General features: G+C 62.0%; 28 protein-coding genes. 23 read left to right on the top strand and 5 right to left on the bottom strand.

Annotated features, from left to right (window positions below; genetic code table 11):
* Window positions 1–19: 19 nt before the first annotated feature.
* From CIW50_RS14840 to zigA, 4 genes are all read left to right on the top strand, one after another.
* A complete protein-coding gene (locus CIW50_RS14840) occupies window positions 20–322 on the top strand; it encodes a hypothetical protein (RefSeq protein WP_149531985.1) in 303 nt (100 codons plus the stop codon).
* Between the two features lie 9 nt (window positions 323–331).
* A complete protein-coding gene (locus CIW50_RS14835; RefSeq protein ID WP_149531984.1) occupies window positions 332–1,909 on the top strand; it encodes a gamma-glutamyltransferase family protein in 1,578 nt (525 codons plus the stop codon).
* 264 nt (window positions 1,910–2,173) lie between these two features.
* Window positions 2,174–3,295 (top strand): GGDEF domain-containing protein, encoded by a 1,122-nt coding sequence (locus CIW50_RS14830; protein ID WP_149531983.1) that lies wholly within the window; start codon window positions 2,174–2,176, stop codon window positions 3,293–3,295.
* Window positions 3,296–3,476: 181 nt separating this feature from the next.
* Entirely contained in the window at window positions 3,477–4,682 is a 1,206-nt protein-coding gene (gene zigA / locus CIW50_RS14825) for a zinc metallochaperone GTPase ZigA (RefSeq protein WP_149531982.1), read from the top strand.
* Window positions 4,683–4,732: 50 nt separating this feature from the next.
* Here the strand turns inward: zigA and CIW50_RS14820 are convergent, their stop codons facing one another.
* The 3 genes from CIW50_RS14820 to CIW50_RS14810 form a co-directional block, all read right to left on the bottom strand.
* Window positions 4,733–5,434 (bottom strand): DUF1045 domain-containing protein, encoded by a 702-nt coding sequence (locus tag CIW50_RS14820; protein ID WP_149531981.1) that lies wholly within the window; start codon window positions 5,432–5,434, stop codon window positions 4,733–4,735.
* A gap of 80 nt (window positions 5,435–5,514) precedes the next feature.
* On the bottom strand, window positions 5,515–6,702 hold the full coding sequence (locus CIW50_RS14815) for an alpha-D-ribose 1-methylphosphonate 5-triphosphate diphosphatase (protein WP_149531980.1): 1,188 nt from the start codon (window positions 6,700–6,702) through the stop codon (window positions 5,515–5,517).
* Window positions 6,699–7,349 carry an LbetaH domain-containing protein gene (locus tag CIW50_RS14810; protein ID WP_149531979.1) on the bottom strand — a complete coding sequence of 217 codons (651 nt, stop codon included), beginning with the start codon at window positions 7,347–7,349 and terminating at the stop codon, window positions 6,699–6,701. The genes CIW50_RS14815 and CIW50_RS14810 overlap by 4 nt, the downstream gene beginning before the upstream one ends.
* 222 nt (window positions 7,350–7,571) lie before the next feature.
* On the opposite strand from CIW50_RS14810, the gene phnC reads away from it, so the two are divergent.
* The 4 genes from phnC to phnE (CIW50_RS14790) all read left to right on the top strand — a co-directional run bounded on the left by phnC (window position 7,572) and on the right by phnE (CIW50_RS14790) (window position 11,242).
* Window positions 7,572–8,381, top strand: coding sequence for a phosphonate ABC transporter ATP-binding protein (gene phnC / locus CIW50_RS14805; protein ID WP_149531978.1), 810 nt, complete (start codon window positions 7,572–7,574; stop codon window positions 8,379–8,381).
* Window positions 8,382–8,494: 113 nt separating this feature from the next.
* The gene (gene phnD, locus CIW50_RS14800) at window positions 8,495–9,433 is read left to right on the top strand and encodes a phosphonate ABC transporter substrate-binding protein (protein WP_149531977.1); all 939 of its coding nucleotides are present in this window, start codon (window positions 8,495–8,497) and stop codon (window positions 9,431–9,433) included.
* 79 nt (window positions 9,434–9,512) lie between these two features.
* A complete protein-coding gene (gene phnE / locus CIW50_RS14795; RefSeq protein ID WP_149531976.1) occupies window positions 9,513–10,397 on the top strand; it encodes a phosphonate ABC transporter, permease protein PhnE in 885 nt (294 codons plus the stop codon).
* A complete protein-coding gene (gene phnE, locus CIW50_RS14790; protein ID WP_149531975.1) occupies window positions 10,394–11,242 on the top strand; it encodes a phosphonate ABC transporter, permease protein PhnE in 849 nt (282 codons plus the stop codon). Before phnE (CIW50_RS14795) ends, phnE (CIW50_RS14790) begins: the two co-directional genes overlap by 4 nt.
* Here the strand turns inward: phnE (CIW50_RS14790) and CIW50_RS14785 are convergent, their stop codons facing one another.
* Window positions 11,243–11,893: a glutathione binding-like protein gene (locus CIW50_RS14785; protein ID WP_149531974.1), complete on the bottom strand. Its 651-nt coding sequence runs from the start codon at window positions 11,891–11,893 to the stop codon at window positions 11,243–11,245.
* Between the two features lie 99 nt (window positions 11,894–11,992).
* Here CIW50_RS14785 and CIW50_RS14780 point away from each other — a divergent pair, with 99 nt between their 5' ends.
* The 7 genes from CIW50_RS14780 (at window position 11,993) to CIW50_RS14750 (ending at window position 17,509) form a co-directional block, all read left to right on the top strand.
* Window positions 11,993–12,652 (top strand): TetR/AcrR family transcriptional regulator, encoded by a 660-nt coding sequence (locus tag CIW50_RS14780; RefSeq protein ID WP_149531973.1) that lies wholly within the window; start codon window positions 11,993–11,995, stop codon window positions 12,650–12,652.
* Between the two features lie 98 nt (window positions 12,653–12,750).
* Entirely contained in the window at window positions 12,751–13,116 is a 366-nt protein-coding gene (locus CIW50_RS14775) for a YciI family protein (protein ID WP_149531972.1), read from the top strand.
* Window positions 13,113–14,387, top strand: a complete 1,275-nt coding sequence (locus CIW50_RS14770) for an RNA polymerase sigma factor (protein WP_149531971.1) — start codon at window positions 13,113–13,115, stop codon at window positions 14,385–14,387. The genes CIW50_RS14775 and CIW50_RS14770 overlap by 4 nt, the downstream gene beginning before the upstream one ends.
* Before the next feature lie 129 nt (window positions 14,388–14,516).
* The gene (locus CIW50_RS14765; RefSeq protein ID WP_149531970.1) at window positions 14,517–15,053 is read left to right on the top strand and encodes an SRPBCC family protein; all 537 of its coding nucleotides are present in this window, start codon (window positions 14,517–14,519) and stop codon (window positions 15,051–15,053) included.
* Window positions 15,054–15,072: 19 nt separating this feature from the next.
* Window positions 15,073–15,480: a VOC family protein gene (locus CIW50_RS14760; RefSeq protein ID WP_149531969.1), complete on the top strand. Its 408-nt coding sequence runs from the start codon at window positions 15,073–15,075 to the stop codon at window positions 15,478–15,480.
* A gap of 301 nt (window positions 15,481–15,781) precedes the next feature.
* The gene (locus CIW50_RS14755) at window positions 15,782–16,981 is read left to right on the top strand and encodes a multidrug effflux MFS transporter (protein ID WP_149531968.1); all 1,200 of its coding nucleotides are present in this window, start codon (window positions 15,782–15,784) and stop codon (window positions 16,979–16,981) included.
* A gap of 45 nt (window positions 16,982–17,026) precedes the next feature.
* Entirely contained in the window at window positions 17,027–17,509 is a 483-nt protein-coding gene (locus tag CIW50_RS14750) for an anthrone oxygenase family protein (protein ID WP_246664277.1), read from the top strand.
* Between the two features lie 64 nt (window positions 17,510–17,573).
* Here the strand turns inward: CIW50_RS14750 and CIW50_RS14745 are convergent, their stop codons facing one another.
* A complete protein-coding gene (locus CIW50_RS14745; protein ID WP_149531967.1) occupies window positions 17,574–18,377 on the bottom strand; it encodes an SDR family NAD(P)-dependent oxidoreductase in 804 nt (267 codons plus the stop codon).
* A 160-nt stretch (window positions 18,378–18,537) separates the two neighbouring features.
* On the opposite strand from CIW50_RS14745, the gene CIW50_RS14740 reads away from it, so the two are divergent.
* From CIW50_RS14740 to CIW50_RS14705, 8 genes are all read left to right on the top strand, one after another.
* Entirely contained in the window at window positions 18,538–19,185 is a 648-nt protein-coding gene (locus CIW50_RS14740) for a glutathione S-transferase family protein (RefSeq protein ID WP_149531966.1), read from the top strand.
* Window positions 19,186–19,190: 5 nt separating this feature from the next.
* Window positions 19,191–19,556: a DUF4440 domain-containing protein gene (locus CIW50_RS14735; RefSeq protein ID WP_149531965.1), complete on the top strand. Its 366-nt coding sequence runs from the start codon at window positions 19,191–19,193 to the stop codon at window positions 19,554–19,556.
* 131 nt (window positions 19,557–19,687) lie between these two features.
* Window positions 19,688–20,104, top strand: coding sequence for a YciI family protein (locus CIW50_RS14730; protein WP_149531964.1), 417 nt, complete (start codon window positions 19,688–19,690; stop codon window positions 20,102–20,104).
* A gap of 27 nt (window positions 20,105–20,131) precedes the next feature.
* On the top strand, window positions 20,132–20,557 hold the full coding sequence (locus CIW50_RS14725; RefSeq protein WP_149531963.1) for a YciI family protein: 426 nt from the start codon (window positions 20,132–20,134) through the stop codon (window positions 20,555–20,557).
* Window positions 20,558–20,716: 159 nt separating this feature from the next.
* On the top strand, window positions 20,717–21,421 hold the full coding sequence (locus CIW50_RS14720; protein WP_149531962.1) for a TetR/AcrR family transcriptional regulator: 705 nt from the start codon (window positions 20,717–20,719) through the stop codon (window positions 21,419–21,421).
* A gap of 107 nt (window positions 21,422–21,528) precedes the next feature.
* Window positions 21,529–22,008 (top strand): DUF2852 domain-containing protein, encoded by a 480-nt coding sequence (locus CIW50_RS14715; RefSeq protein WP_149531961.1) that lies wholly within the window; start codon window positions 21,529–21,531, stop codon window positions 22,006–22,008.
* A 385-nt stretch (window positions 22,009–22,393) separates the two neighbouring features.
* Window positions 22,394–23,107 (top strand): protein TolQ, encoded by a 714-nt coding sequence (gene tolQ, locus CIW50_RS14710; RefSeq protein ID WP_116661140.1) that lies wholly within the window; start codon window positions 22,394–22,396, stop codon window positions 23,105–23,107.
* 37 nt (window positions 23,108–23,144) lie between these two features.
* On the top strand, window positions 23,145–23,618 hold the full coding sequence (locus CIW50_RS14705) for a biopolymer transporter ExbD (RefSeq protein ID WP_149531960.1): 474 nt from the start codon (window positions 23,145–23,147) through the stop codon (window positions 23,616–23,618).
* Window positions 23,619–23,627: the final 9 nt, after the last annotated feature.

Genomic DNA, 23,627 nt, shown 5'->3' with positions numbered 1-23,627 from the left:
GGGCCGGGAGGAGCGCAATATGATCTGCTGTCTCCTGGCCCTGTTCGCCGCATTGCCCGGCGTCGCGCTAATCAAGCGGATGCGGGCAGGCCGCACACCCCGCGGGCATTGCGCGTCGATCTGCACGGTTGGGTTGCGGCGTGATATCGCGCTCGCGATGGCAACTGCCGGTATCATTGTTGCGCTAACGGCTACCGCAATGCCGATTCACACGCTAAACCACACGCCATCCCCGCGCGCCTGGGGGCCGATCTGCTCGGCGCTCGACCGCATCTCTCCCGCCTCATCGCGCGATCTGCGCCAGGCGGCTTCGTACCGATAGAGGACTCTTATGCGTGATTTTATGGCTGTTGCCCGTTCCGTCGCCGTTGCTGAGCACGGGATGGCCGCAACCTCGCATCCGTTGGCAACGCTAGCTGCTGTGGAAATGCTGAAGTCAGGCGGTAATGCGATCGATGCGGCGCTGGCGGCGGTCGCCGTGCAATGCGTGGCCGATCCCGCGATGACCGGCATCGGCGGCGATTGTTTCGCCCTCTATTCGCCGAAGGGCGGCGCGCCGATCGCGCTGAACGGCTCCGGCCGTACGCCGGCCAAGATCGATTCCGAGAAATATGCGGCGTCCGGTGACCGCGACATTCCCGAGACCTGTGTCGAGACCGTCACCGTGCCCGGCGCCATCGATGCCTGGTGCACGCTCAGCAAGGATCATGGCTCGAAGCCGCTGGCCGAGGTGTTTGCCGGAGCCATCGACGCTGCCGAGAACGGCTTCCTCATCACCCCGCGCGTGTCCGCCGACTGGGGCAAATGGCGCCGCAAGCTGGAGCTGCATCCCGACGCGACCGCGCAATACCTGCCGGGTGGTCACGCCCCCGCGGTCGGCGACAAGCGCGTCCAGCCGGCGCTCGCTGCCACGCTGCGCCGGGTCGCACGCGAGGGCCGCAACGGCTTCTACCAGGGGCAGGTGGCCGACGATATCATCACCACGCTGCGCGCCGTTGGCGGCGTGCACGAGGCCGATGATTTCAACGAGCAGCGCTCTGACTATGTGACGCCGATCTCGGCCAATCATCACGGCTATGATGTCGCCGAATGCCCGCCGAATGGCCAGGGGCTCGCCGCACTGATGATCCTGCGCGTGCTGGCCGGCTACGACATGGCCAATCTGAGTGAGGCCGACCGCATCCATGTGCTCGCCGAGGCGACCAAGGCGGCCTATCGCACGCGCGATGCCTATTTCTGCGATCCTGCTTACGGGCAGGTCGACGTCGAGCGCTTCCTCTCGGACAAGTTCATCGGCGACCTCCGCGCCAAGATCGACATGAAGCACGCTTCGCCGGAAGAGCACTGGGACTCGGTCATCCACAAGGACACCGTCTATCTGACGGTGGTCGATCGCGATCTCAACGCCGTGTCGCTGATCAATTCGCTGTTCGGCCCGTTCGGCAGCGGCATCTATGCGAAGAAGTCGGGCGTGCTGCTGCATCACCGCGGCTGGAGTTTCCGCGCCAAGCCCGGCCATGTGAACTCGCTTGGCCCGCGCAAGCGGCCAATGCATACGATCATCCCGGGCATGCTGATGAAAGACGGTCGCGCGGTCATGCCGTTCGGCGTGATGGGCGGCCATTATCAGGCCACCGGCCATGCCCAGTTCATATCCGATGTGATCGACCGCAAGATGGACATCCAGGCCGCCGCCGAGGCGCCGCGCTCGTTCGCGACCAACAATCTGCTGCAGCTTGAAAAGACCATCCCGGAAGCGGTGCGCAACGACCTGGCTGCCCGCGGCCATACGCTGCAGATGATGGATACCGGCATCGGCGGCTGCCAGGCCATCCAGATCGATTACGAGCGTGGCGTGCTGCTCGGTGCCTCGGACCACCGCAAGGACGGTCTCGCACTCGGCTTCTGATCGGACAGAATAACGCGCGGCGGCTGACCGTCTCTTGGCATCCGTGATCTCGGAGTATCTTCCGATGATCGCGGATGTCGCAGTAGCGTCGCCGCAAGCCAGTAACGTTCGATCAGTAGACAGCGTTAGCTAGCGCCTCGCCTCGGTAACCTCCGATTAACCTCGTTACATTTTGAGCGAGTTCGCCGGCAAAGATTTCAGACTTTGGCGGTATCTGGTGCCTCGGGGAGAGGCGATGTGGTGAGATTCTGGAGATCGATTTTCGTGAGCGTTCCGGACCACGTCCGGATCGAACTCATCGACATGCTCTTCCAGACGCGCGTGCCGCTCTCGATCGCTGGCTTCACACTGGCCATCGTCTCGTGTCGCGTCGCCATTAATTCTGCAAATCCATGGTTCTACGGGTTAAGTGCAGCCGGAGTGATCGTCACGATCTTCCGCGTGGTCACCGAGGGCGTATATCATCGCAGCAAAGGTCGACGCAGCTTCACAATCGCGGCGGCCGAGCGATGGGAGCGGCTTTACGCGTGGAGCAGCTACGTCTTTGCGGGGTTGATCGGCTTGCTTGGCGCAGCGACTTTCTGGGCGAAGAATCCTGCGCATCAACTCCTCGCAACGGCGCTGGTCTTCGGCTATGCGGCCGGCATCGTCTGCCGGATTTCTGTTCGCCCGGGGATTGCGCTGCCGGCCTTGATGCTGGTTGCGTTGCCGACGGCATTTTCAGCGCTGGCTCGCGTCGACAGCAATCTGGCTTTCTATGCCGTGATCCTGATCGCATTCCTGCTCGGCAGCTTCGAGACCGTGCGTTTTATCTATCGACAGAATATCGAGCAGATCTCGCTCAAGCACGAATTCTCGACCCTCGCGCGGCACGATGCACTGACAGGTCTGGCCAATCGGCTTGGTTTTCAGGAACGTCTCGCGATTATCGCTGCGCGCGCCAGGGCGACGGGCTGTCTCATTGCCGTTCACAGCGTCGACCTCGATCGGTTCAAGGAGGTCAACGACGTGCATGGCCATCCCGTGGGCGACGCGCTGCTGCAGGCAGTTGCGAGCCGGCTCAGCGGAATTTTGCGCGACGGCGACTTCGCGGTGCGCATGGGCGGTGACGAATTCGTCGTGGTGCAATCCGTCGTCGGCAATCGCGAAGAAGCCATGTTGCTGGGCCGCCGCATCATTCGGACGCTCTCGGAGCCGTTCGTCATCGATGACCTGGAAGTGACGGTTGGCGCCAGCGTCGGCATTGCCATCGGCCGCGAGGGCGACGACCCCTGCGACCTCACGCCTGCCGCGGACCGGGCGCTTTACGCCTCGAAAGCCAGCGGTCGAAACCGTGTGACCTTCGCCAAGCCGGTGGATGCCGAGACAATCGCGCGGGCTGGCTAACGTCCACGCAATGAGCGTGGGCTGAGCCGCGCCAGATGAGATTTCCAGCAGATCAGAAAAGCTGACAGCGCACCGACGGGATCGGTGGGCGCGGGTTGACAGATATGAGTAATGTAATGTTATAACGTTACAAATAAGAAGAGCCTGATGTCCCGCACTCTCAAAAGACTGTTCGATCTCGATGCAAAAACTCCCCGTCACGGTCTTGTCCGGCTTCCTCGGGGCTGGAAAGACAACTTTGCTGAACCATGTGCTGAACAACCGTCACGGTCTGAAAGTGGCGGTGATTGTGAACGACATGAGCGAGGTGAACATCGATGCGGACCTGGTTCGCGATGGCGGTGCCAACCTGTCGCGGACGGATGAGAAGCTGGTCGAAATGACCAATGGCTGCATCTGCTGCACGCTCCGCGACGATCTGCTGAAGGAGGTGCGGGCGCTCGCCGAGAGCCGGCGGTTCGATTACCTGCTGATCGAATCCACGGGGATTGCCGAGCCGCTGCCGGTGGCTGCGACCTTCGATTTCCGCGACGAGAACGGCGACAGCCTGTCCGACGTGGCGCAGCTCGACACCATGGTGACCGTGGTCGATGCCGTGAATCTGCTAAAGGACTATTCCTCGACGGATTTCCTGCAGGATCGCGGCGAGGCGCTCGATGGTGACAAGCGGACACTGGTGGATCTGCTGGTGGAACAGATCGAATTCGCTGATGTCGTGGTGCTCAACAAGGTCAATGACGCGACGCCTGAGCAATGCAACAGCGCGCGCAAGATCATCTGCGCGCTTAATCCCGATGCCGACCTCATCGAGGCGAATTTTGCCAACGTGCCGTTCGATCGCGTGCTCGATACCGGCCGTTTTGATTTTGAAAAGGCGCAGCAGCATCCGCTCTGGCACAAGGAGCTGTATGGCTTCGCCGACCACGTGCCGGAGACCGAAGAATACGGCGTGACGAATTTCGTTTATCGCGCGCGGCGGCCGTTCGATCCCGTCAAGTTTCAGGCCTTCCTGCGCGAGAGCTGGGCCGGTGTGATCCGCAGCAAGGGGCACTTCTGGCTGGCGACGCGGCCGCAATGGGTGGGCGAACTCAGTCAGGCCGGTGCCATCGTACGCACCGAGGGCATGGGGTTCTGGTGGGCCAATGTCCCCGCCGATCGCTGGCCAGATGATCCGTACTGGCGGCAGTCGCTGAAGAAGAACTGGAACGAGGTCTATGGCGACCGTCGACAGGAAATCGTCTTCATCGGTTCCGACATGGACGAGAGCGATATCCGTCGCCGGCTCGATGCCTGCCTTGTTCCGGGAAAGCCCGGCATGGATATCGCCGACTGGGCGAGGCTCGCCGATCCGTTTCCGGCGTGGAAGCGAGCCGACGAGATGGTGTGAGCTTCTTTGACCAATTGTGGATTGGCGATGGGTTCAGCAGGTTGCGATAGTCAGGCGGCATTCAGCGCCGCGTGACGGAGCACCTGAAAACGCGACGTCGCGCTGGTCTGGCGGAACAGGCCGATGCGGTCGATGCGCAGTGAGGTGAGATCGAGGGTTGCGAATCTCTGCTGCAGTATCGCCAACACCTCGGCGCCGCGCTCGATTGCAAGCCGTCCGGTCAGTGTCATGTGAAAGCGGAAATCGTCGCGCACATAGGGATAGCCGAAACGATCCAGCTGCTCGACCTGCCGCGGCGTCAGGTTTTCCGGTTTGCGCCGTGCGCGATCCTCCGGCGTCATCGGTGCGCGGAACACCTCGAATCCTTCGACGCAGGTCTGCGCCAATGCGGCGAGCTCAGTGGAGGGCGCATCCGGCACGACAGCCGTGAAGCCGCTGATGATACGAACCATCGGCGAGATTTTCGGGATGGCACGGGGCATCCGGGCGAAGTCATCGAAGGCCGCGATCAGGTCGGCTTCGGTGGCTTCTGGCGCCAGCGAGAACGGTGCCTTCAGCGTGGCGTGAAAGCCGTATTTGCGCGGGTCCTTGATAACAGCCGGCCAGTCCGGCGCCTGCATGATGAGATCGCCGGGCACCAGCACGTCATTGCCGGTGAAGGGATCGTAGCCGAGGATCTCGGCGCCGAAGCGGGCGAGGGCACTGTCGGCATCGGGGGCGTAATAGATCGCGTAGCGCGGGAATTCATTCATGGCCGCACCATAGAGCATGATACCGAAAAGTGGATGCCGGTTTTCGGGACCGTTCATGCTCAAGTAAGAGAGGAGCCGCGTTACGCTGCGGCAATAGCTTTGCGGTGCATGGCACGCGCCGGCTGAAGCCTTGTGGCATCGGTCAGATGCACGAGCTTACCCTGCGCGATCACGGCGACGATGCGCGGACGCATTGCGACGCTGTCATCGATGAGCAGCACATCAGCGCGGCGTCCTTCGGCGATCTGGCCACGGTCGGTGAGACCGGCGGCTTGCGCTGGGGCGGAAGAGATCAATGCCCAAGCTTGCGGCAGTGACAGGATGCCGTCCTGAACCAGCCGGAATGCGGCCAGCAATTGCGCGGGATAATAATAGTCCGATGCGAGGATCGAGCAGAGGCCCTTGGCGATCATGTCGGACGCCTTGGTCCAGCCGGTGTGGCTGCCGCCTCGCACGACGTTGGGTGCGCCGAATACGATGAAGTCGCCAGCTTCAGCGGCGGCTTGTGCGGTCTCCACGTTGATCGGGAATTCGGCGATATTGACGCCGAGCCTGCGAAAGTCATCGCGCATCGCAGGCGTTGCGTCGTCATGCGAGAGAGTCGGCACGCCGGCAGCGTTCGCCGCCCTGGCGAGGCGGGCAATCGAGGCAGGCACCTCATCAGTGCGCGACAGCACGCGATCGACCAGCTGGTCGAAGGCATCGCTGCTGAGCCCGGTACGTTCCACCATCCGCGCGCGCTTCGCTGGCTTTGAGATGCCGGCGATGTCCATATGATCGTTGAAGGCGAGCAGGTCGATCCGGCCGGCCTGCAGCCAGCCGACGATCTCATCTTCGGCGTCGAGATTGAATGTTTCCTGCCGCAGGTGGAACCGCGTATCCGATGCGAGCTGTGGCCGCAGCGTCTCGATGGCATCCAGCAGCTTGCGGGCGTTCTCCGCGCCGCGCAGGCCCGGCTCCCAGGACCATGTGGTGCCGTGAAACACCGTGGTGATGCCATTGGCGATGGCCTGTCGATCGCTGTCGATCAGCGCGACATCGACCGGGAAATCGACGCCGGGGCGCGGCATCAGCTGCCGCTCGAAGGCGTCGCCATGCAGGTCGACGATCCCCGGCAGCACCAGCAGATCGGAGGCATCGAGGCCAAGCGCGCCGTGCGTTGCGTCTGAGCCAATGTCGGCGATCACGCCGTCCGAAATCTGCAGCGACGTTTCGGCGATGTCCTGGCTGAGCAGAGTGCGTCCGCCGTCGATGAAGATATCCGTCATGTCAATGCCATCTGCTTGGGCGCCTTGACGCCTTTATACCTGCTCAGGAAATCCTCGACCGGGAGCTTGCGGAAATCCGGCAGCGCCTGTCTTAGCATCTCATGGTCCCAGTCCCACCAGGCGAGGTCCATCAGCCCGTCTTCGACAGCCTGCGAAAACCGCCGTCGCACTGGTCGCGCCGGATTCCCGGCGACGATCGTATAGGGAGCGACGTCCTTGGTCACGATGGCCCCGGCGGCGATCACAGAACCAGTGCCGATATTGCGGCCGGGAAGCACGATGGCGCCATGGCCGAGCCAGACATCGTGGCCGATGGTGCAGTGATGATCGCGGCGCCAGGCGAAGAATTCGGAGTCGTCGCTCTCGCCGGGGAAGTAGGCGCTGGCGCGATAGGTGAAGTGCGCTTGAGTTGCCCGGTGCATCGGGTGGTTGCCCGGATTGATCCGGATCATCGCCGCGATGGAGCAGAACTTGCCGATGGTCGTGTAGGTGATCTGGCCGTCATTCACGACATATGAATAGTCGCCCATCGTCACTTCGTTGAGAATCGTACGGGCACCGACTTCAGTATAGGCGCCGAGCTGTGCGTCGATGAGTTTTGCGCTCGGATCGACTGATGGCGTGAGGGAGAGTTGCTTTCCGGCCATGTGACACCCGTGCGACGGAAGAGGGACAAGTAAGTAACGGAGTGAGTGCGCGCTTGCGCGCGTGGGTCTCTTCGGTCGGTTTGATGACAGTGTCGTGACGTCAGTATGAATTCGGGCGTGCTTTTCCCGCAACGAGGATAACCCGTATGCGCAGGGCACATGTCACATCACTGTTAAACGCGGGCGTTACCGGTGGCGTGTCTATTGTCATTGGAGTGCCTCATGCTGGTGGTGGATAAGCTGACGTGCCGTTTCGGCGCCAAGGCCGCCGTCGATAACGCGTCGTTCGAGATCAAGCCCGGCGCATTCGTCGGCGTGATAGGTCGTTCAGGCGCCGGCAAGTCGACCATGCTGCGCATGATCAACCGTCTGGCCGAGCCGACCGACGGGCGCATCATGTTCGATGGCGTCGATGTCACCGCGCTCAAGGGTCGCGATCTGCGCAAGTGGCGCGCGCGCTCGGCGATGATTTTCCAGCAGTTCAATCTCGTCGGCCGTCTCGACGTGCTGACCAATGTACTGATGGGCCGCCTCGCCGAGATGCCGCAATGGCGCTCGCTGACCCAGATGTGGCCCGAGGACGACCGTGCGCTGGCGATGTCGGCTCTGGAACAGTTCGACATGGCGCAATATGCCTCGCAGCGCGCCGACCAGCTTTCCGGTGGCCAGCAGCAGCGTGTCGCCATTGCCCGCGCATTGGTGCAGCAGCCTGATATCATTCTCGCGGACGAACCGATCGCCTCCCTCGACCCACGTAACACCCGCATCGTCATGGATGCGCTGCTGCGTATCAACAAGCACTTCGGCATCACCGTGATGTGCAACCTGCATTCGCTGGATCTGGCGCGTACTTATTGCGATCGCCTGATCGGCATGTCCGCTGGCCGTGTCGTGTTCGACGGCGCGCCTTCCGCGCTCACCGAACATATTGCCCGCGAACTCTACGATCTCGAAGCCGATGAGGTGATGGGATCGGCGCATGTGCCGACGCCCGTCCGCGTTCCCGAATACGGTGTTGCTGCCGTCGCGTGATTGCAGTGCGTTGAAATTATCGTGGTGACGTCATCGTAGCGATGGCATCGCCGCGATAGACGCGCCTTCTACCAAGAAAAAACGTTTCACCCCAGATCAAAACAGGGACTGTCATGATCAACCGTCGCTCCATTCTGCTCAGCGCCGCGGCGCTGGCTTTCGCCGCCACCTCGGCTCACGCCCAGGACTACAAGGCCAAGTATCCGGAACTGACCTTCGCCGTCGTTCCCGCCGAGAACGCCTCGGGCGTCACCGAGCGCTGGGCGCCGTTCGTCGCCTATCTGTCGAAAGAACTCGGCGTGAAGGTCAATCTGCGTATCGCCAATGATTACGCAGCCGTCATCGAAGGCCAGCGCTCGGGCAACATCCAGATCGCCAGCTACGGTTCGGCCTCGTTCGCCCGCGCCCGCCTGACCGGCGTCCAGACCGATGCCTTTGCCAACGACATCAACATCGATGGCTCGACCGGCTATTACTCGGTATTCTTCGTCAAGGCGTCGAGCCCTTACAAGTCGGTCGACAATCTGAAGGGCAAGAATCTCGGCCTGGTCGATCCGAATTCGACCTCGGGCAACAACGTGCCGCGCTTCGAGCTGGACAAGATGGGCATCTCGGATGCCGACACCTATTTCAGCAAGGTCGTGTTCACCGGCAGCCACGAGAACGCCATGCTAGCGCTCTCGCAGGGCACCGTCGACGTCGCTGCCAACCAGTGGACCAATGACAACGACTCGACGCTGCAGCAGATGATCACCAAGGGCATGCTGAAGAATGCCGACGGTTCGGTGATGAAAAAGGACGACTTCCGTATCATCCACAAGTCGGCCCCTATCATCAACGGTCCCTATGCCTACAGCTCGGCACTGCCGGAAGACCTGAAAGTGGCTATCGCCAAGGCCTTCACCGACGCACCGACCAAGGACAAGGCTGCGTTCGACAAGCTGTCGGACGGCCAGAAGAAGGGCTTCCACGCTGCAACCACCAAGGATTGGGACGCGACCATCGACCTGATCAAGTTCGTCGACGCGCTTCGCAAGAAGAAGGCGTCCTGATCGCCTGACCATTGAAGGGAGCCGGATCAGTAATGGTCCGGCTCCTTTTCTGTGCTGATCCCAGATAGGCCCGCACATCATGTCCGCCGCCGTTTCCATCCTTCCGGCTCCGCAGCTCGCTGCGCTGAACGACGCCTATCGCAAGGCGGTCGCGCGCCGGCGGTTACGCACGACGCTTGTCGTCATGGCATGCTTTGCGGCGTTGTTCGTCGCGGCGTTGGGCGCGGAGGTCAACGTCAGGACCTTTGTGGAGAAGATCGGAAACTTCGGCAGCTATTTCGATCGCATCTTCACGCTGGAAGCCGGCACCCGGGTCTGGACCGACGTCAATGAATGGTTCTGGGGCTGGAAGAAGTGGCTGTCACTGCTCGGCGAGACTGTGCTGATCAGCTATGTCGGCACGCTGATCGGTGCCGTGCTGGCTTTCGGGCTGAATTTTCTCGCCGCCGAAAACACCGCACCGTCCGTGCCACTGCGTTTTGCGGTGCGCCGCTTCATGGAATTCTGCCGCACGGTGCCCGATATCGTGTTCGCGCTGATCTTCGTCATCGCCTTCGGTCTGGGCCCGATGGCTGGCGTGCTGGCAATTGCGATCCATTGTATCGGTGCGCTCGGCAAACTTTATGGCGAGATCGTCGAGAATATCGACATGAAGCCCGTGGAAGGCATTCGCTCCACTGGTGCGGGCTGGGTCGACAGCATGCGCTTTGCTGTACTGCCGCAGGTCGCGGCAGGCTTTGCCAGCTACACGCTGCTGCGCTTCGAGATCAATGTGCGCGGCGCGTCCGTGATGGGCTTCGTTGGCGCCGGCGGCATCGGCCAGGAGCTCGTGGTCGCCGTGCGTAAATTTTACTATTCCGATGTCAGTGCGATCCTGCTGATGATCATCGTCGCTGTGTTCATCATCGATATCGCCACTGACTGGCTGCGCGGCCGTCTGTTCGGCAAGGAAGCCAGATCATGAGCCGGCAGCCCGATATCAACACTCCGGAATTACGCGCGCGCTATCCGGATGTCTTTAGCCGCCCGATGGCCTCGCGCGCCGGCGTGCCCGCCATCTTCGTCGCGGCGCTGGCGCTGTTCATCTTCGGGCTCAACGAGCTCGATTTCTCGCCGGCGCGGATGTGGACCGGCCTGCGCGAGCTCGGTTGGATCACCATGATGATGATCCCGCCGAATCCCGGTTCGTCGCTGCCTGCCTATCTGCAGGCGATGGGGGAGACGCTGTCGATCGCGCTGCTCGGCACGACCCTCGCAGCCGTGTTTGCACTGCCGATCAGCCTGCTCGCCGCACGTAACGTCATTCCGTCGGCCTGGCTGCGCTTTCCGGTCAGGCGCTTTCTGGATTCGATCCGCGGTGTCGATACGCTGATCTGGGCGCTGGTCTGGATCAATGTCGTCGGTCTCGGCCCGTTTGCCGGCGTGCTGGCAATTGCGATTTCGGATTTCGGCGCGTTCGGCAAATTGTTTTCGGAGGCTATTGAGGCTGCCGACAAGAAACAGGTCGAAGGCATCCGGGCCTCCGGTGGCAGCGCTCTGCATGAGATTCGCTTCGGCCTGATGCCGCAGGTGCTGCCGGTGATTGCCGGCCAGGTGCTGTATTTCATCGAGTCCAACACCCGCTCCGCCACCATCATCGGCATCGTCGGCGCAGGCGGTATCGGTCTTCAGCTCGCCGAGCAAATCCGTGTGCTGGAATGGCAGAAGGTCTCGTTCCTGATCCTGATGATTCTGGTCGCGGTGGCGGCAATCGACTGGATTTCCAGCCGACTGCGCTTTGCCATCATCGGTCGTCGCGCGATGGCGTGATCACGCAGCCGCTTTGTGCCGTTCCTGTTCGGCCTTGAACAGCTCGAACTCTTCCGTCACAGCGCGCACGATGCTCGGCCGCTCGCGCAGGCACTTGTGATAGGCCTTGATCGCCGGCCAATTGTTCAGGTCGATCTCCGGCAATACCATCGTCCAGTTCAGCACTGTGACGAGATAGGCGTCCGCGACGCTGAATCTGTCGAGCAGGAACTCACGTCCAGTGAGATGATTCTCGAGATAGGTCAGCCGCGACAACCCGCTTTGTAGTGCATAGGCCTTCATCTCCGGGGGCGCTTTCTTGGCGAGCAGCGGCACGAACAGCCCCTTGTGCAGCTCGGTGCCGATGAAACACAGCCACTGCTGCAGCCGGCTGCGGTCGATGCCCGACCCCGCGGCGATGGGGGAGTACGGAAACCAGTCGGCGACATGCTGCAGGATCGCAGCATTCTCAGTGAGGATGACGCCATCGTCGGTCCGTAACGTCGGCACCAGACCGAGCGGATTCACGTCGCGGAAATCCGAACCGTCGTTACGCACCTCCTTGTTCAGTGGATCGACCTCGAAGAAGCGGGCATCGGCGCCGGCTTCGGCCTCATACAGCGCGATGCGGGTGGCCATCGAACAGGCCATGGGCGAGAAATACAGATCCATGGAAGCCTCCTTGAGATTGCGGACTGTTGCGACCTGTCCGCCGTTTGATTTTCGTACCGTCTCGCATAATATAAATCCGGTCAAGGGATTTAATGCGAAATGGTACAAAAAAAGAAAGAGCCCGGCGTCGTGGCAAAACCGGAGGTGTCCACCGAGCCGAAGCGGCGCGGGCGACCGCGCGCCTATGCGCCCGATGTGGCCATCGGGCAGGCGCTGGCTCTTTTTCGGAAAGGCGGCTTCGCGGCGACATCACTGGACGATTTAAGCGAGGTGACCGGCATGAACCGGCCGTCGCTCTATGGCGCCTTTGGCGACAAGCGCGCGCTCTACATCAAGAGTTATCAGCGCTATCGCGACGATTACACCGTCAAGGTGCTCGAAATATTCAAGGCCGATATCGACATCCGGGAACGGCTGCGCCGGTTCTTCGATACGGCACTTGAGATCTACCTCACGGGTGAGGAGCCGCGTGGTTGTTTCACAGTGATGACGGTGGCGTCGGATGCGATCGCGGATCCTGACATTCGTGAGCTCGTTTATCGCGGCTTTGCCGATGTCGATGATGCGTTCGGCTGGTGCTTCCGCACTGCAATCAAGCGCGGCGAGATGCCTGACACCGTGGACGTTGTGGCACTATCGCAGATGGCGTCGGCGACCTTGTTCTCGCTGTCGATCCGTGCCCGCGCAGGCGTTCCCCGCGCCGAACTTGACGTAATCGTCAAGGGTGCGATTGCTTTAGTCTGCGGATCGACGCGCTAGCTGGTTCCCTCGGCGCAAAACCCGGTCGGCTTCACAATAATTTCCGCTAACCTGTCGGCATCGCACGATGCCGACCGTCTTTCATTCAAGGAGACCCCATGCTTTACGCTATCCTCTGCTACCATGATGAAGCCGTTGTCGGCGGCTGGTCGAAGGACGAAGACGACGCCGTGATGGCGAAGCTCGCCGTCGTGCACGGCAAGCTCGCGCAGCAAGGCCGGCTCGGGCCGGTGGCGCGGCTGCTGCCGACCACCGCGGCGACCACGCTGCGCAAGGACGAGCCGCCGGTGGTGCTGGACGGTCCCTTCGCCGAAACCAAGGAGCAGCTGCTCGGCTTCTATGTGGTCGAGGCCGAGAATCTCGATGGTGCGCTGGAGATTGCGCAGGAGCTCGGTCGCGCCAATCCCGGCGGTGCCTATGAAATCCGCCCGATCGGCGTCTTCCACGGAGCGTTTCAGTCATGACCGATGTCGCCTGGATCGATGCGGCGCTGACCTCGGCGCGTCCCCAGGCGCTCGGTGCGCTGCTGCGCTATTTCCGCAACCTCGACACGGCCGAGGAGGCGTTCCAGAACGCCTGCCTGCGCGCGCTGAAGACCTGGCCTCAAAATGGCCCGCCGCGCGATGCCGCGGCCTGGCTGATCATGGTCGGTCGCAACGTGGCTATCGACGATATCCGCCGCGGCGCAAAGCAGCAGCCGCTGCCCGAAGACGACCACGCGATATCCGATCTGGACGATGCCGAGAGCGAATTGGCCGAGCGTCTCGATGGATCGCATTATCGCGACGATATCCTGCGACTGCTGTTCATCTGTTGCCATCCGCAGCTCCCGGCGACGCAGCAGATCGCGCTTGCGCTGCGCATCGTCTCCGGCCTGACGGTGAAGCAGATCGCCCGCGCGTTTCTGGTGTCCGATGCGGCAATGGAGCAGCGCATCACGCGCGCCAAGACCGCCGTCGCCAAGGCTAATGTGCCGTTCGAGACGCCCGGCGCGCCGGAACGCTCTGAGCGTCTCGCAGCGGTCGCCGCGATGCTCTATCTGATTTTCAACGAGGGCTATTCAGCGTCGGGTGACAGCATCGATCTGCGGTCGCCCTTGTGCGAGGAGGCGATCCGGCTGGGACGGCTGCTGCTCAAGCTGTTTCCGGCCGAGCCGGAGATCATGGGCCTCGCAGCGCTCATGCTGCTGCAATATGCGCGCTCGGCGGCGCGTTTCGATGCCAACGGCGCGCTGGTGCTGCTCGACGATCAGGACCGCACGCTGTGGAACGGCAAGATGATCGCCGAGGGTCTGGCCTTGATCGACAAGGCGATGCGCCATCGCCGCACCGGCGCCTATCAGATCCAGGCGGCGATTGCCGCGCTCCATGCCCGCGCAGCCAAGCCGGAAGACACTGACTGGGCACAGATCGAGCTGCTTTACGGTTCGCTGGACATCCTGCAGCCGTCGCCGGTGATCACGCTCAACCGCTCGGTGGCGGTCTCGAAAGTGCGCGGTCCCGAAGCTGCGCTGGAGATGATCGCGCCATTGGCGGCAAAGCTCTCGAACTATTTCCACTTTTTCGGCGTCCAGGGTGCCTATCTGATGCAGCTCGGCCGCAACGATGAGGCGCGGGAAAGCTTCAACCGCGCCATCGCGCTGGCCAATACGTCGGCGGAGGCGGATCACATCCGGATGCATCTCGATCGGCTGCAGCGCGACAGCAAGCCGAACAACGCGAAGGCTGCGAAATGACGGTGTGGCGGCGCGCAGGCGATGCAAAGCATCGCCTTGGGAATCCGCAAAAATAATTGAACTTGGTTGTCGGATCGCCACCGCCCCGTTCGTCTTGAAGACACATCGATACTGAACACTGGAGCCACCATGTTGAAAATCATTGCCGGCGTCGCCGTCGTTCTCGCGGTCGCCATCGTGATCGTCCTCGTTCTCGCCGCCACCAAGCCTGACACCTTCCAGGTGACGCGCACCGCCACCATCAACGCGCCGCCGGCGAAGATCTTTCCGCTGATCGCCGATTTCCATCAGTGGGGGCAATGGTCGCCGTGGGAGCGCAAGGATCCCGCCATGCAGCGCACCTTCAGCGGCGCCAATAGCGGCCTCGGCGCCGTCTATGCGTGGGAGGGCAACGGCGAGGTCGGCTCCGGCCGCATGGAGGTCATCGAAGCGACGGCGCCCGGTAAGATCGGCATCAAGCTCGATTTCATCAAGCCGTTCGAAGGCCACAACGTCGCCGAATTCACAATGCTGCCGCAGGGCAGTACTACGCTGGTCACCTGGACGATGCACGGGCCGACGCCGTTTCTCGGCAAGATCATTCATGTATTCATGAACATGGACAACATGGTCGGCAAGGATTTTTCCGCCGGCCTCGCCAGTCTCAAATCCATCACCGAAAAATAATCCAACGGAGGACAGGACGATGCAGGTCAATCCTTATCTTCACTACAACGGCAATTGCGAAGAAGCTCTCAATTTCTACGTGAAGGCGATCGGCGCCAAGATCGACGTCATCATGCATGTGGAAGGCTCGCCTGCAGCGGAACAGATGCCGCCGTCGATGGCCAAGAAGGTGCTGCACGGCCAGATCTCGGTCGATGGCGAGGTCATCATGGCCTCGGACGCGCCGCCGGATTATTTCGAGAAGATGCAGGGCATGTCGGTCTGTCTGCAGATCAAGGATCCTGCAGATGGCGCCAAGGTCTTTGCGGCACTGTCCGAGGGCGGCGTCATCAAGATGCCGTTCGGCGCCACGTTCTGGTCGAAGGGATTTGGCATGTGTGTCGATAAATTCGGCGCGCCCTGGATGATCAACTGCGCGTTTGAATAAGCGCGGGCTTTCTTAACCTCTCCCCACATCCCGGCGAAATGAAGCTTCGCCAGGCGGGGAGAGGTCACCGCATCTTCGCGGCGGGTGAGGGGCGGGGCACTCCGCTAGCCAACCCACACTGCAGGCAAGGGTAGGCAAGAGTCGCCTATCATGGCGCGATCCGGTAGACCGTCGTCGTGGGTGCGTCGTGCGATGCCCCTCACCCAGCCCTCTCCCCGCCTGGCGAAGCTGCGTCGGGAACGGGGCGCGGGAGCACGCTTTCAGCGTGTCTCTGCTCCAGTCTGAAAAGAAAAGATTCGTCATGTCCGCCTTTACCCGCAACGCCGTCGTGCTCGGTCTGTTGTCCGCCGTCGGTCCTTTCGCCATCGACATGTATCTGCCGGCGCTGCCCGCGATCACCGCCGATCTGCACACCACTACCTCGGCGACGCAGATGACGCTGATTGCGTTCTTCATCGCCTTCGGCCTGTGCCAGATCGCCTATGGCCCGTTGTCCGATGTCTATGGCCGCAAGGCGCCGCTTTATGCAGGGCTGACGCTGTTCATCGCCGGCTCGATCGGCTGTGCGCTGGCGCCAAGCGTGGCGTGGCTGATCGCGTTCCGCTTCGTCCAGGGCCTTGGCGCTGCCGCCATGGGCGTGATTCCGCGCGCCATCATTCGCGATCTGCATACCGGCGTCGAAGCAACGAAACTGATGGCGCTGGTGATGCTGGTATTCTCGGTATCGCCGATTCTTGCGCCGCTCGGCGGCAGTGCGTTGATCGTTCCGTTTGGCTGGCGTGCGGTGTTCGTTGCCGTGACTATCGCTGCCGTACTCGCCCTCGTCCTTGTGGCAGCGCTGCTGCCGGAAACGCGCCCCGTCCATGAGCGCATCTCGGGCAGCATCCGCAACGTGCTCGGCAGCTTCGGCGAGCTCTTGCGCGATTGGCACTTCCTCGGGCTCACCTTCATCGGCGGCCTCGGCATGGCGAGCTTCTTCGCGTTCCTGGCGACGTCGTCCTTCGTCTATATCGGCCACTATGGCCTGACGCCGACGCAATACAGCCTGGCCTTCTCGGTCAATGCGATCGGCTTTATCGGCGCCTCGCAATTCGCGGGGTTCCTCGGTGGCCGCTTCGGCATGGGCCGCGTGGTGATGGCGGCGGTGTCGGCCTATGCGTTTTTCGCAGTCGTGCTGCTGGCGCTGACATTGGCGGGCTTCACCAGCCTAGTCGTGCTGATCCCGCTGCTGTTCGCGTCTTTCGCTTTTCTCGGTCTGGTGATCCCGTCGACCATGGTGCTGTCGCTGGAGAACCATGGCCCCATCGCAGGCATCGCTTCGGCGCTCGGCGGCACGCTGCAGATGGTCTCTGGCGGCGTGATGATCGGCATCTCGGGCCTGTTTTTCGATGGTACCTCGCTGCCGATGGTGGCGACCATTGCCTGCACGGCAGTGGGGGCACTTGCCGTCAGTATCGCAACGCTGCGCCCGCGGGAACTTTCACCGCAGCTCGCGGAGTAGGCGAAGCTGCTAGTATACCGCATCGGTCAGGTGGGGAGGTCGTCGGTGGATCGGATCGTGTTCGGTTTGACCTTCCTGGCTGCCATCGGCTCCGGCCTGATGGCCGGACTGTTCTTCGTGTTCTCGGTCACGGTCATGAGCGCGTTCGACAAATTGCCGGCGCCGACCGGAATCGCCGCGATGCAGTCGATCAATGCGACGATCTTGAACCCGATCTTCATGAGCGCCTTCATGGGCACGGCGCTGCTCTGCGTCGTGCTGGCGATCTTCGGCGTCGTCCGATGGTCACAGCCCGGCGCTGCCTGGCTGATCGCGGGTGCCGTGCTCTATGTGGTCGGCACGATGCTGGTGACCATGGTGTTCAACGTGCCGCTGAACGATACGCTTGCTGCGGTCTCGCCGGACAATGCGGAAGGCGCCAGCCTGTGGCGCAACTACCTTGAGGTCTGGACCCGCTGGAACCATGTCCGCACGGTAACGTCCACCGGCGCGCTCGCCTGCTTCATGCTGGCGCTGCGCGGGATGTAGCATCTGACCTCTCCCCGCTCAGAGCGGGGAGAGGTCAGAAAAAGGCAGCGCTGGAATTCCAAGCCTACCCGTTGATGCCCTCGCGTCGCAGCGTCGGCAGGCCGATACCTGTGGCGTCGAAGCCGCCATCGACTGCCAGCATCTGGCCGGTGATGTAGCTTGACCGGTCGCTGCACAGGAAGAAGATCGCGTCAGCGAGTTCGTCCTCGCCGCCGTAACGGTTCAGCGGAATGGCATCGTGATAATCGGCGCGGATCGCCGGCGTATGCACGGCCTTGGCCATCGCGGTTTCCACTGGGCCCGGCGCCACGGCATTGACGCGGATGCCGAGCAGCGCGAGCTCGACGGCAGACTGCTTGGTGAAGTGAACGATGCCGGCCTTGCTGGTGCCGTAGGCGACGCGCAGCGTGGACGCGCGCAGCGCCGAGATCGAGGCGATGTTGACGATGGCGCCGCCGCCGTGCTCGCGCATCAAGGGTGCCGCCGCCTTGGTGCACAGGAACGGGCCGGTGAGGTTCACGGCCATGATGCGTTCCCATTCCTCCAGCGTCGTCTCGAGCAGGGGCTTGAAATTCGCAATGCCGGCATTGTTGACCAACGCATCGAGCCGGCCGAAGCGGGCCTGCGTGGCGGCAAAGGCCTTGTCGACAGCGGCGGCGTCGGAGACGTCCGTATGCAGCGCCAGCGTATTGTCGGGATCGTTCAGCGCCTTGACGCTGGCGTCGAGCAGTTCGCGCTCGATATCCAGCAGCGCGACACGATAGCCTTCGCCAAGAAAGCGCTTGGCGACCGCAAGGCCGATACCGCGCGCGGCGCCGGTGACGAGTGCAACCTTGCGAATCTGTTCCTTGCCGTCAGCCTTGGTCATGTTCTGCCCTGATGGTTATCGATGGCTTGTTGTTTGCGCGCCTGTTTAGGAGACGGAGCAGGGCGGGACAAGCCCGGATTCTCGGCCGGAATTTTGCGATGGGCTTGTCGGGATGGGCCGTTCCTGTTCGTCTTCCAGCAACAACATGCAGGAGGATCCCATGTCGCTCACGCTCCATTACCATCCGCTGTCGTCCTATTGCTGGAAGGCGCTGGTCGCTCTGTACGAGAACGACATGCCGTTCACGCCGCATATGGTCAATCTCGGCGACGAGGCCGAGCGCGCGGCGCTGTTGAAACTGTGGCCGATCGGTAAATTCCCCGTGTTGCAGGACGATGTGCGCGGCGCGACCGTGCCGGAGTCCTCCATCATCATCGAATACCTCGATCTGCATTTTCCGGGCCGCACGCGGTTTATCCCCGATGGCAATCGCGGACCGCAGACGCGGCTGCGCGACCGCTTCTATGATCTCTATGTCCATACGCCAGTGCAGAAAATCGTCGGCGACAGGCTGGTGCCGGCCGAGAAGAAGCATGCGCATGGTGTGGCCATGGCGCGGGCCCAGCTCGCCACGTCCTACGGAATGATCGACAAGCAGATGGTGACGAACGAGTGGGCGATGGGCGAGGCATTCACGCTCGCCGACTGCGCCGCGGCGCCGGCGCTCTACTACGCGAACAAGGTACAGCCGTTCGGAGATGCGCATCGCAACGTCTCGGCCTATCTCGGCCGGCTGCTGGCGCGTTCGTCATTCGCGCGGGTAGTGAAGCAGGCGGAGCCCTATGCGCACATGTTTCCGGAGGAGTGAGCATCATGAGTGCCGAAAAGGCCGGGATCATCCGGGACCTGTTTGCAGCCTATCTGCGCAATGATCGCGGGGCTGTCGAAGATGCGTTCGCGGGCGACTTCACCTTTACGAGCCCGTTCGACGATCGCATCGACAAGCCTACCTATTTCGCCCGCTGTTGGCGTGTTGCCGACTGGATCGCGCAGCATGATCTTGAGCGTATCGCGGTCGACGACGATGTGGCTTTCGTGACCTATCGTTGCGTGGCCAGGGACGGCAAGAGCTTTCGCAACACCGAAGTCTTCGGCTTCGAGGGCGATTTCATCCGGTCGATCGATGTGTATTTCGGCGCGACATACAGGGATGGGGTGTTTCAGAAGCAGGCGACGTAAGGTCGCATGACCTCAGAAATAATGTCGCGGGAGATGTCGGTCTGCCAAAAGCTCATTCGTCATTCTGGCAGAACCGGGTTTGTGGCGGACAATGAGTCCGGGTCCGGTGGATGCCTAAACGGGAGAGAGAAATGCGTTTCATGGTGATTGTGCATGCGAACAAGGACACCGAGGCTGGCGTGATGCCGACGACGGAACTGCTGACTGCGATGGGCAAGTTCAATGAGGAAATGGTCAAGGCCGGTGTGATGCAGGCCGGCGATGGACTGCATCCGACGTCGAAGGGCGCGCGGATCACCTTTACTGGCAGCGAGCCGGCGGTAAAGCAGGGTCCGTTCGATGTAACGCGCGATCTGATCGCGGGCTTCTGGCTGATCGACGTCGCCTCGAAGGACGAGGCGATTGTGTGGATGAAGCGCGCGCCATTTGCGGCCGGCGAGGAGATCGAGATCCGTCAGGTGTTTGCGGCGAAGGATTTCGGCGAGGCTCTGACACCCGAATTGCGCGAGCAGGAAGAGCGCCTGCGCGCGCAAGCCGCGAAGAAATAAGCGACGAGTTCAATAGGGATAGTGACCATGCGATTCATGATGCTGATGATCCCCGGCGGGTATGAGACTGCGGCGCCGGGCACCGTGCCGGAGGACGTCGAGCGCGTCGCCGCGATGATGGCCTATAACAAGGCGCTGATGGACGCCGGCGTGCTGATCACCTGCGACGGGCTGCACCCGCCATCGATGGGCGCGCGCGTGTCCTTTCCATCCGGCAAGCCGGTGGGCACCGACGGGCCGTTCGCGGAATCCAAGGAAGTACTCGGCGGCTACTGGATGATCGACGTCGCCTCGCGCGATGAGGCCATCGCCTGGGCCAGTCGCTGCCCAGGGGGAACCAACGAGATCATCGAAATCCGCCAGGTGCAGGAAATGGCCGATTATCCGGAGGACGTGCAGGCGGTCGCCGCAGGATTCGAGGAGATGCAGACCACCGCGAAGCGGCTCGGCTGAATTGCCGTAAAACCGGGCTCAAACGCAGGATTTGGGGCGTTTTCTTGCGAAAATCCTGCGACCTTCCTGCGGCAAACTTGCGAAATCGCAGGTTTGCCGCCGGCGCATCGCCGCGTTTTGCAGTGACCTTTTGACCCGGCTCATGTAAGAGCTCTTCACATGAGCTGGCACAAGGACCGTCGCGGCGAGCGCGGCTATCACCACGGAAATCTGAAAGAGGCGCTGCTGCAGGCCGCACTCGGGCTGATTGCGGAGAAGGGGCCAGCGGGCTTTACCTTTGCCGATGCCGCGCGTACCGCCGGCGTCAGCGCCGCCGCTCCGTATCGTCACTTCCGCGACCGTGACGATCTCCTCGCCAGCATCGCGCAGCGAGGCTTCGAGCAGTTCGAGGCGACGCTGACTGCCGCTTGGGACGACGGACGGCCGGATACGGTCACGGCCTTTGAGCGGATCGGCAAGGCGTATCTCAACTTCGCCCGCACTGAACCCGCCTTCTATTCGGCGATGTTCGAGTCAGGAATTCCCGTTGATTCAAGCCCTGAACTGGCTGCAGCAGGCGAGCGCGCCTTCGCGGTCATCCGCGCGGCGGCCGAGCGGCTGGCGGCGCTGACGCCCCCCGGCGTGACGCGTCCGCCGGCGATGATGATGGCGCTGCATATCTGGTCGCTGTCGCACGGCGTGGCTTCGCTGTTCGGCCGCGGCGATGCCGCGCGGCGCAAGCTGCCGATGTCGCCGGAGGATCTGCTCGAAGCCGGCGCGCTGATTTATTTGCGCGGGCTGGGCTTTCCAACCGACCAAAACGTCCACAAGTCCGACACATCTACAGCGCCCAAATCGGGCCCTTGGGGAACCGCCCCAAAATAATTCGCGGCGCTCCCCTTGCGGTCGCCTTGACAAAATCTGGCCGTGAGTTACGTATGTAAATGTTATTTACATTCACAAGCGGCATGGTGCCGCTGATGGAGAGGAAAATGGCTAACGCTGCAGATTACAATCGATGGGGTCCGCCCGCCGATGATCGGGTGTCCTACCAGATGCGCTCACCATGGCACATCGTATTGATCGTGCTCGGTTTTATCATTTGGTGGCCGGTTGGCCTCGCACTTCTCTTCTTCACACTCGGGAGCAGAAAAATGGGTTGCTGGGATCGTCACGGCCGTTTCGAGAACAAGATGGAGCGGATGCAGTACAAGATGGAGCGCATGCGCAACCGCATGGAGCGCTCCGGTTTCGGATCGGGCTTCGGCTTCGGCCCGCCGACCTCCGGCAACCGCGCCTTCGACGAATATCGCGTCGAAACCCTGCGCCGGCTCGAGGAAGAGCAGCACGAGTTCAAGAACTTCCTCGATCGCTTGCGTCACGCCAAGGACAAGGAAGAGTTCGACCAGTTCATGGCGCAGCACCGCCCGAAGCCGACCCCGCCGGCCGACAACAATCAGCCGCAGGGCTAACGCCTTGAGCTCTGGCGTCAGGCGGTAGCGCCCCCTTCGCCCGATGCCGACATCGCCGCCCGTCTGATCATTCAGGCGGGCGGTTTTGCTTTGTCACGGGTCCTTCACGAACAAGCGAATACCGCTTCATTTCTCGGCCAGAACACGCTTTGGTAACTCCGCATTAACCATGACTGGCGTCTGGTAAAAGTCGCAGAAACGCGTGCAAGCCCTTGTTTTGACATGTTGGCAGGGAATTTAGGGCTCGGCTTTGGACAAGCCCTCCATGCGACACAACAAGAACATTGCACTGGCGTTCCGCGCCGCGCGCGATGCGTGGCCGCGACACCAGCGATGAGCAAGTCGCTGGCAAATTGAGGATTTTTGCGTTGAGAGGATACCGTTCATGAATCCGGCCGATGTGGCGCAGTCAGCCCTGCCGCTGGCTTCATCCGACGTTTCGCTGATCGCGCTGTTCCTGCAGGCCCACTGGATCGTGAAAGCGGTCATGCTGGGGCTGCTGGGCTGTTCGGTGTGGGTGTGGGCGATCGCGATCGACAAGATGTTCCTGTATTCGCGCACCCGCCGCGCCATGGATCGGTTCGAGCAGGCCTTCTGGTCCGGCGAGTCCATCGAGGATCTGTACCGCGCGCTCTCTGCCAAGCCGACGCAGTCGATGGCGGCGTGTTTTGTCGCGGCGATGCGTGAGTGGAAGCGCTCGTTCGAAAGCCAGGCGCGCTCCTTCACTGGTCTGCAGATGCGCATCGACAAGGTAATGAACGTCTCCATCGCCCGTGAGGTCGAGCGCCTCGAGCGTCGCCTTCTGGTTTTGGCGACCGTTGGTTCGGCTGGCCCCTTCGTCGGCCTGTTCGGCACGGTCTGGGGCATCATGTCGAGCTTCCAGGCGATCGCGGCGTCGAAGAACACATCGCTCGCGGTGGTCGCGCCGGGCATTGCTGAAGCGCTGTTTGCCACAGCCATCGGCCTTATCGCCGCCATCCCGGCGACTATTTTCTACAACAAATTCACGTCAGAAGTGAACAAACAGGCCCAGCGCCTGGAGGGGTTTGCGGACGAATTTTCGGCAATCCTGTCGCGCCAGATCGATGAGCGCGCCTGATGGGTGATGGATTGAATCTTGAAGTGAGCATCCTGTCATGGGGATGAATGTGGGCTCGGGCGGTGGTGGCGGAGGTCGGCGCGGGCGCCGGCGTGCTGCCGTCATGGCCGAGATCAACGTCACCCCGATGGTCGACGTCATGCTGGTGCTGATGATCATCTTCATGGTGTCGGCGCCGCTCATGACGTCGACGATCGATATCGACCTGCCGATCGCCAGCGGCGGCAAATCGATATCGCAGAATGCGCCGCCGCTCACCGTGTCGGTCAAGCGCACCGGCGGTGGCTGTAATTCGGCGGTCGAAATGTATATCGGCGACGCTCTGGTGCCGGCGAGCGAGCTCGACGCCAAGATTAAGGCGATCCGGGCGACGCGTTCGGAGACGGACAACACCGTGTTTCTGCGTGGTGACAAGGACGTTTGCTACACGGACATGATGAAATTGCTCGGGACGGTTCGCTCTGCCGGATTCAAGGCCAATATCGTGATCCTGCCGGAGCAGGGGACGTAAGCTCGTGGA

The sequence above is a fragment of the Tardiphaga sp. P9-11 genome (assembly GCF_008329525.1).
Classification (GTDB): Bacteria; Pseudomonadota; Alphaproteobacteria; order Rhizobiales; family Xanthobacteraceae; genus Tardiphaga.
The sequence above is the reverse complement of the archived record's forward strand: the minus strand, read 5'-3'. Positions and strand labels throughout refer to the sequence as shown.

What these genes read in the sequence shown, in the direction of transcription:
- CIW50_RS14770 (WP_149531971.1), top strand. Translation starts at nt 13,113, where the DNA reads ATGACCGATGTCGCCTGGATCGATGCGGCGCTGACCTCGGCGCGTCCC.
- CIW50_RS14785 (WP_149531974.1), bottom strand. Translation starts at nt 11,893, where the DNA reads ATGGATCTGTATTTCTCGCCCATGGCCTGTTCGATGGCCACCCGCATC.
- CIW50_RS14760 (WP_149531969.1), top strand. Translation starts at nt 15,073, where the DNA reads ATGCAGGTCAATCCTTATCTTCACTACAACGGCAATTGCGAAGAAGCT.
- CIW50_RS14765 (WP_149531970.1), top strand. Translation starts at nt 14,517, where the DNA reads ATGTTGAAAATCATTGCCGGCGTCGCCGTCGTTCTCGCGGTCGCCATC.
- CIW50_RS14715 (WP_149531961.1), top strand. Translation starts at nt 21,529, where the DNA reads ATGGCTAACGCTGCAGATTACAATCGATGGGGTCCGCCCGCCGATGAT.
- CIW50_RS14815 (WP_149531980.1), bottom strand. Translation starts at nt 6,702, where the DNA reads ATGACGGATATCTTCATCGACGGCGGACGCACTCTGCTCAGCCAGGAC.
- CIW50_RS14705 (WP_149531960.1), top strand. Translation starts at nt 23,145, where the DNA reads ATGGGGATGAATGTGGGCTCGGGCGGTGGTGGCGGAGGTCGGCGCGGG.
- CIW50_RS14725 (WP_149531963.1), top strand. Translation starts at nt 20,132, where the DNA reads ATGCGATTCATGATGCTGATGATCCCCGGCGGGTATGAGACTGCGGCG.
- phnE (WP_149531975.1), top strand. Translation starts at nt 10,394, where the DNA reads ATGAGCCGGCAGCCCGATATCAACACTCCGGAATTACGCGCGCGCTAT.
- CIW50_RS14740 (WP_149531966.1), top strand. Translation starts at nt 18,538, where the DNA reads ATGTCGCTCACGCTCCATTACCATCCGCTGTCGTCCTATTGCTGGAAG.
- CIW50_RS14810 (WP_149531979.1), bottom strand. Translation starts at nt 7,349, where the DNA reads ATGGCCGGAAAGCAACTCTCCCTCACGCCATCAGTCGATCCGAGCGCA.
- CIW50_RS14730 (WP_149531964.1), top strand. Translation starts at nt 19,688, where the DNA reads ATGCGTTTCATGGTGATTGTGCATGCGAACAAGGACACCGAGGCTGGC.
- CIW50_RS14755 (WP_149531968.1), top strand. Translation starts at nt 15,782, where the DNA reads ATGTCCGCCTTTACCCGCAACGCCGTCGTGCTCGGTCTGTTGTCCGCC.
- zigA (WP_149531982.1), top strand. Translation starts at nt 3,477, where the DNA reads ATGCAAAAACTCCCCGTCACGGTCTTGTCCGGCTTCCTCGGGGCTGGA.
- tolQ (WP_116661140.1), top strand. Translation starts at nt 22,394, where the DNA reads ATGAATCCGGCCGATGTGGCGCAGTCAGCCCTGCCGCTGGCTTCATCC.
- phnD (WP_149531977.1), top strand. Translation starts at nt 8,495, where the DNA reads ATGATCAACCGTCGCTCCATTCTGCTCAGCGCCGCGGCGCTGGCTTTC.
- phnC (WP_149531978.1), top strand. Translation starts at nt 7,572, where the DNA reads ATGCTGGTGGTGGATAAGCTGACGTGCCGTTTCGGCGCCAAGGCCGCC.
- CIW50_RS14735 (WP_149531965.1), top strand. Translation starts at nt 19,191, where the DNA reads ATGAGTGCCGAAAAGGCCGGGATCATCCGGGACCTGTTTGCAGCCTAT.
- phnE (WP_149531976.1), top strand. Translation starts at nt 9,513, where the DNA reads ATGTCCGCCGCCGTTTCCATCCTTCCGGCTCCGCAGCTCGCTGCGCTG.
- CIW50_RS14745 (WP_149531967.1), bottom strand. Translation starts at nt 18,377, where the DNA reads ATGACCAAGGCTGACGGCAAGGAACAGATTCGCAAGGTTGCACTCGTC.
- CIW50_RS14780 (WP_149531973.1), top strand. Translation starts at nt 11,993, where the DNA reads ATGGTACAAAAAAAGAAAGAGCCCGGCGTCGTGGCAAAACCGGAGGTG.
- CIW50_RS14720 (WP_149531962.1), top strand. Translation starts at nt 20,717, where the DNA reads ATGAGCTGGCACAAGGACCGTCGCGGCGAGCGCGGCTATCACCACGGA.
- CIW50_RS14775 (WP_149531972.1), top strand. Translation starts at nt 12,751, where the DNA reads ATGCTTTACGCTATCCTCTGCTACCATGATGAAGCCGTTGTCGGCGGC.
- CIW50_RS14820 (WP_149531981.1), bottom strand. Translation starts at nt 5,434, where the DNA reads ATGAATGAATTCCCGCGCTACGCGATCTATTACGCCCCCGATGCCGAC.
- CIW50_RS14835 (WP_149531984.1), top strand. Translation starts at nt 332, where the DNA reads ATGCGTGATTTTATGGCTGTTGCCCGTTCCGTCGCCGTTGCTGAGCAC.
- CIW50_RS14840 (WP_149531985.1), top strand. Translation starts at nt 20, where the DNA reads ATGATCTGCTGTCTCCTGGCCCTGTTCGCCGCATTGCCCGGCGTCGCG.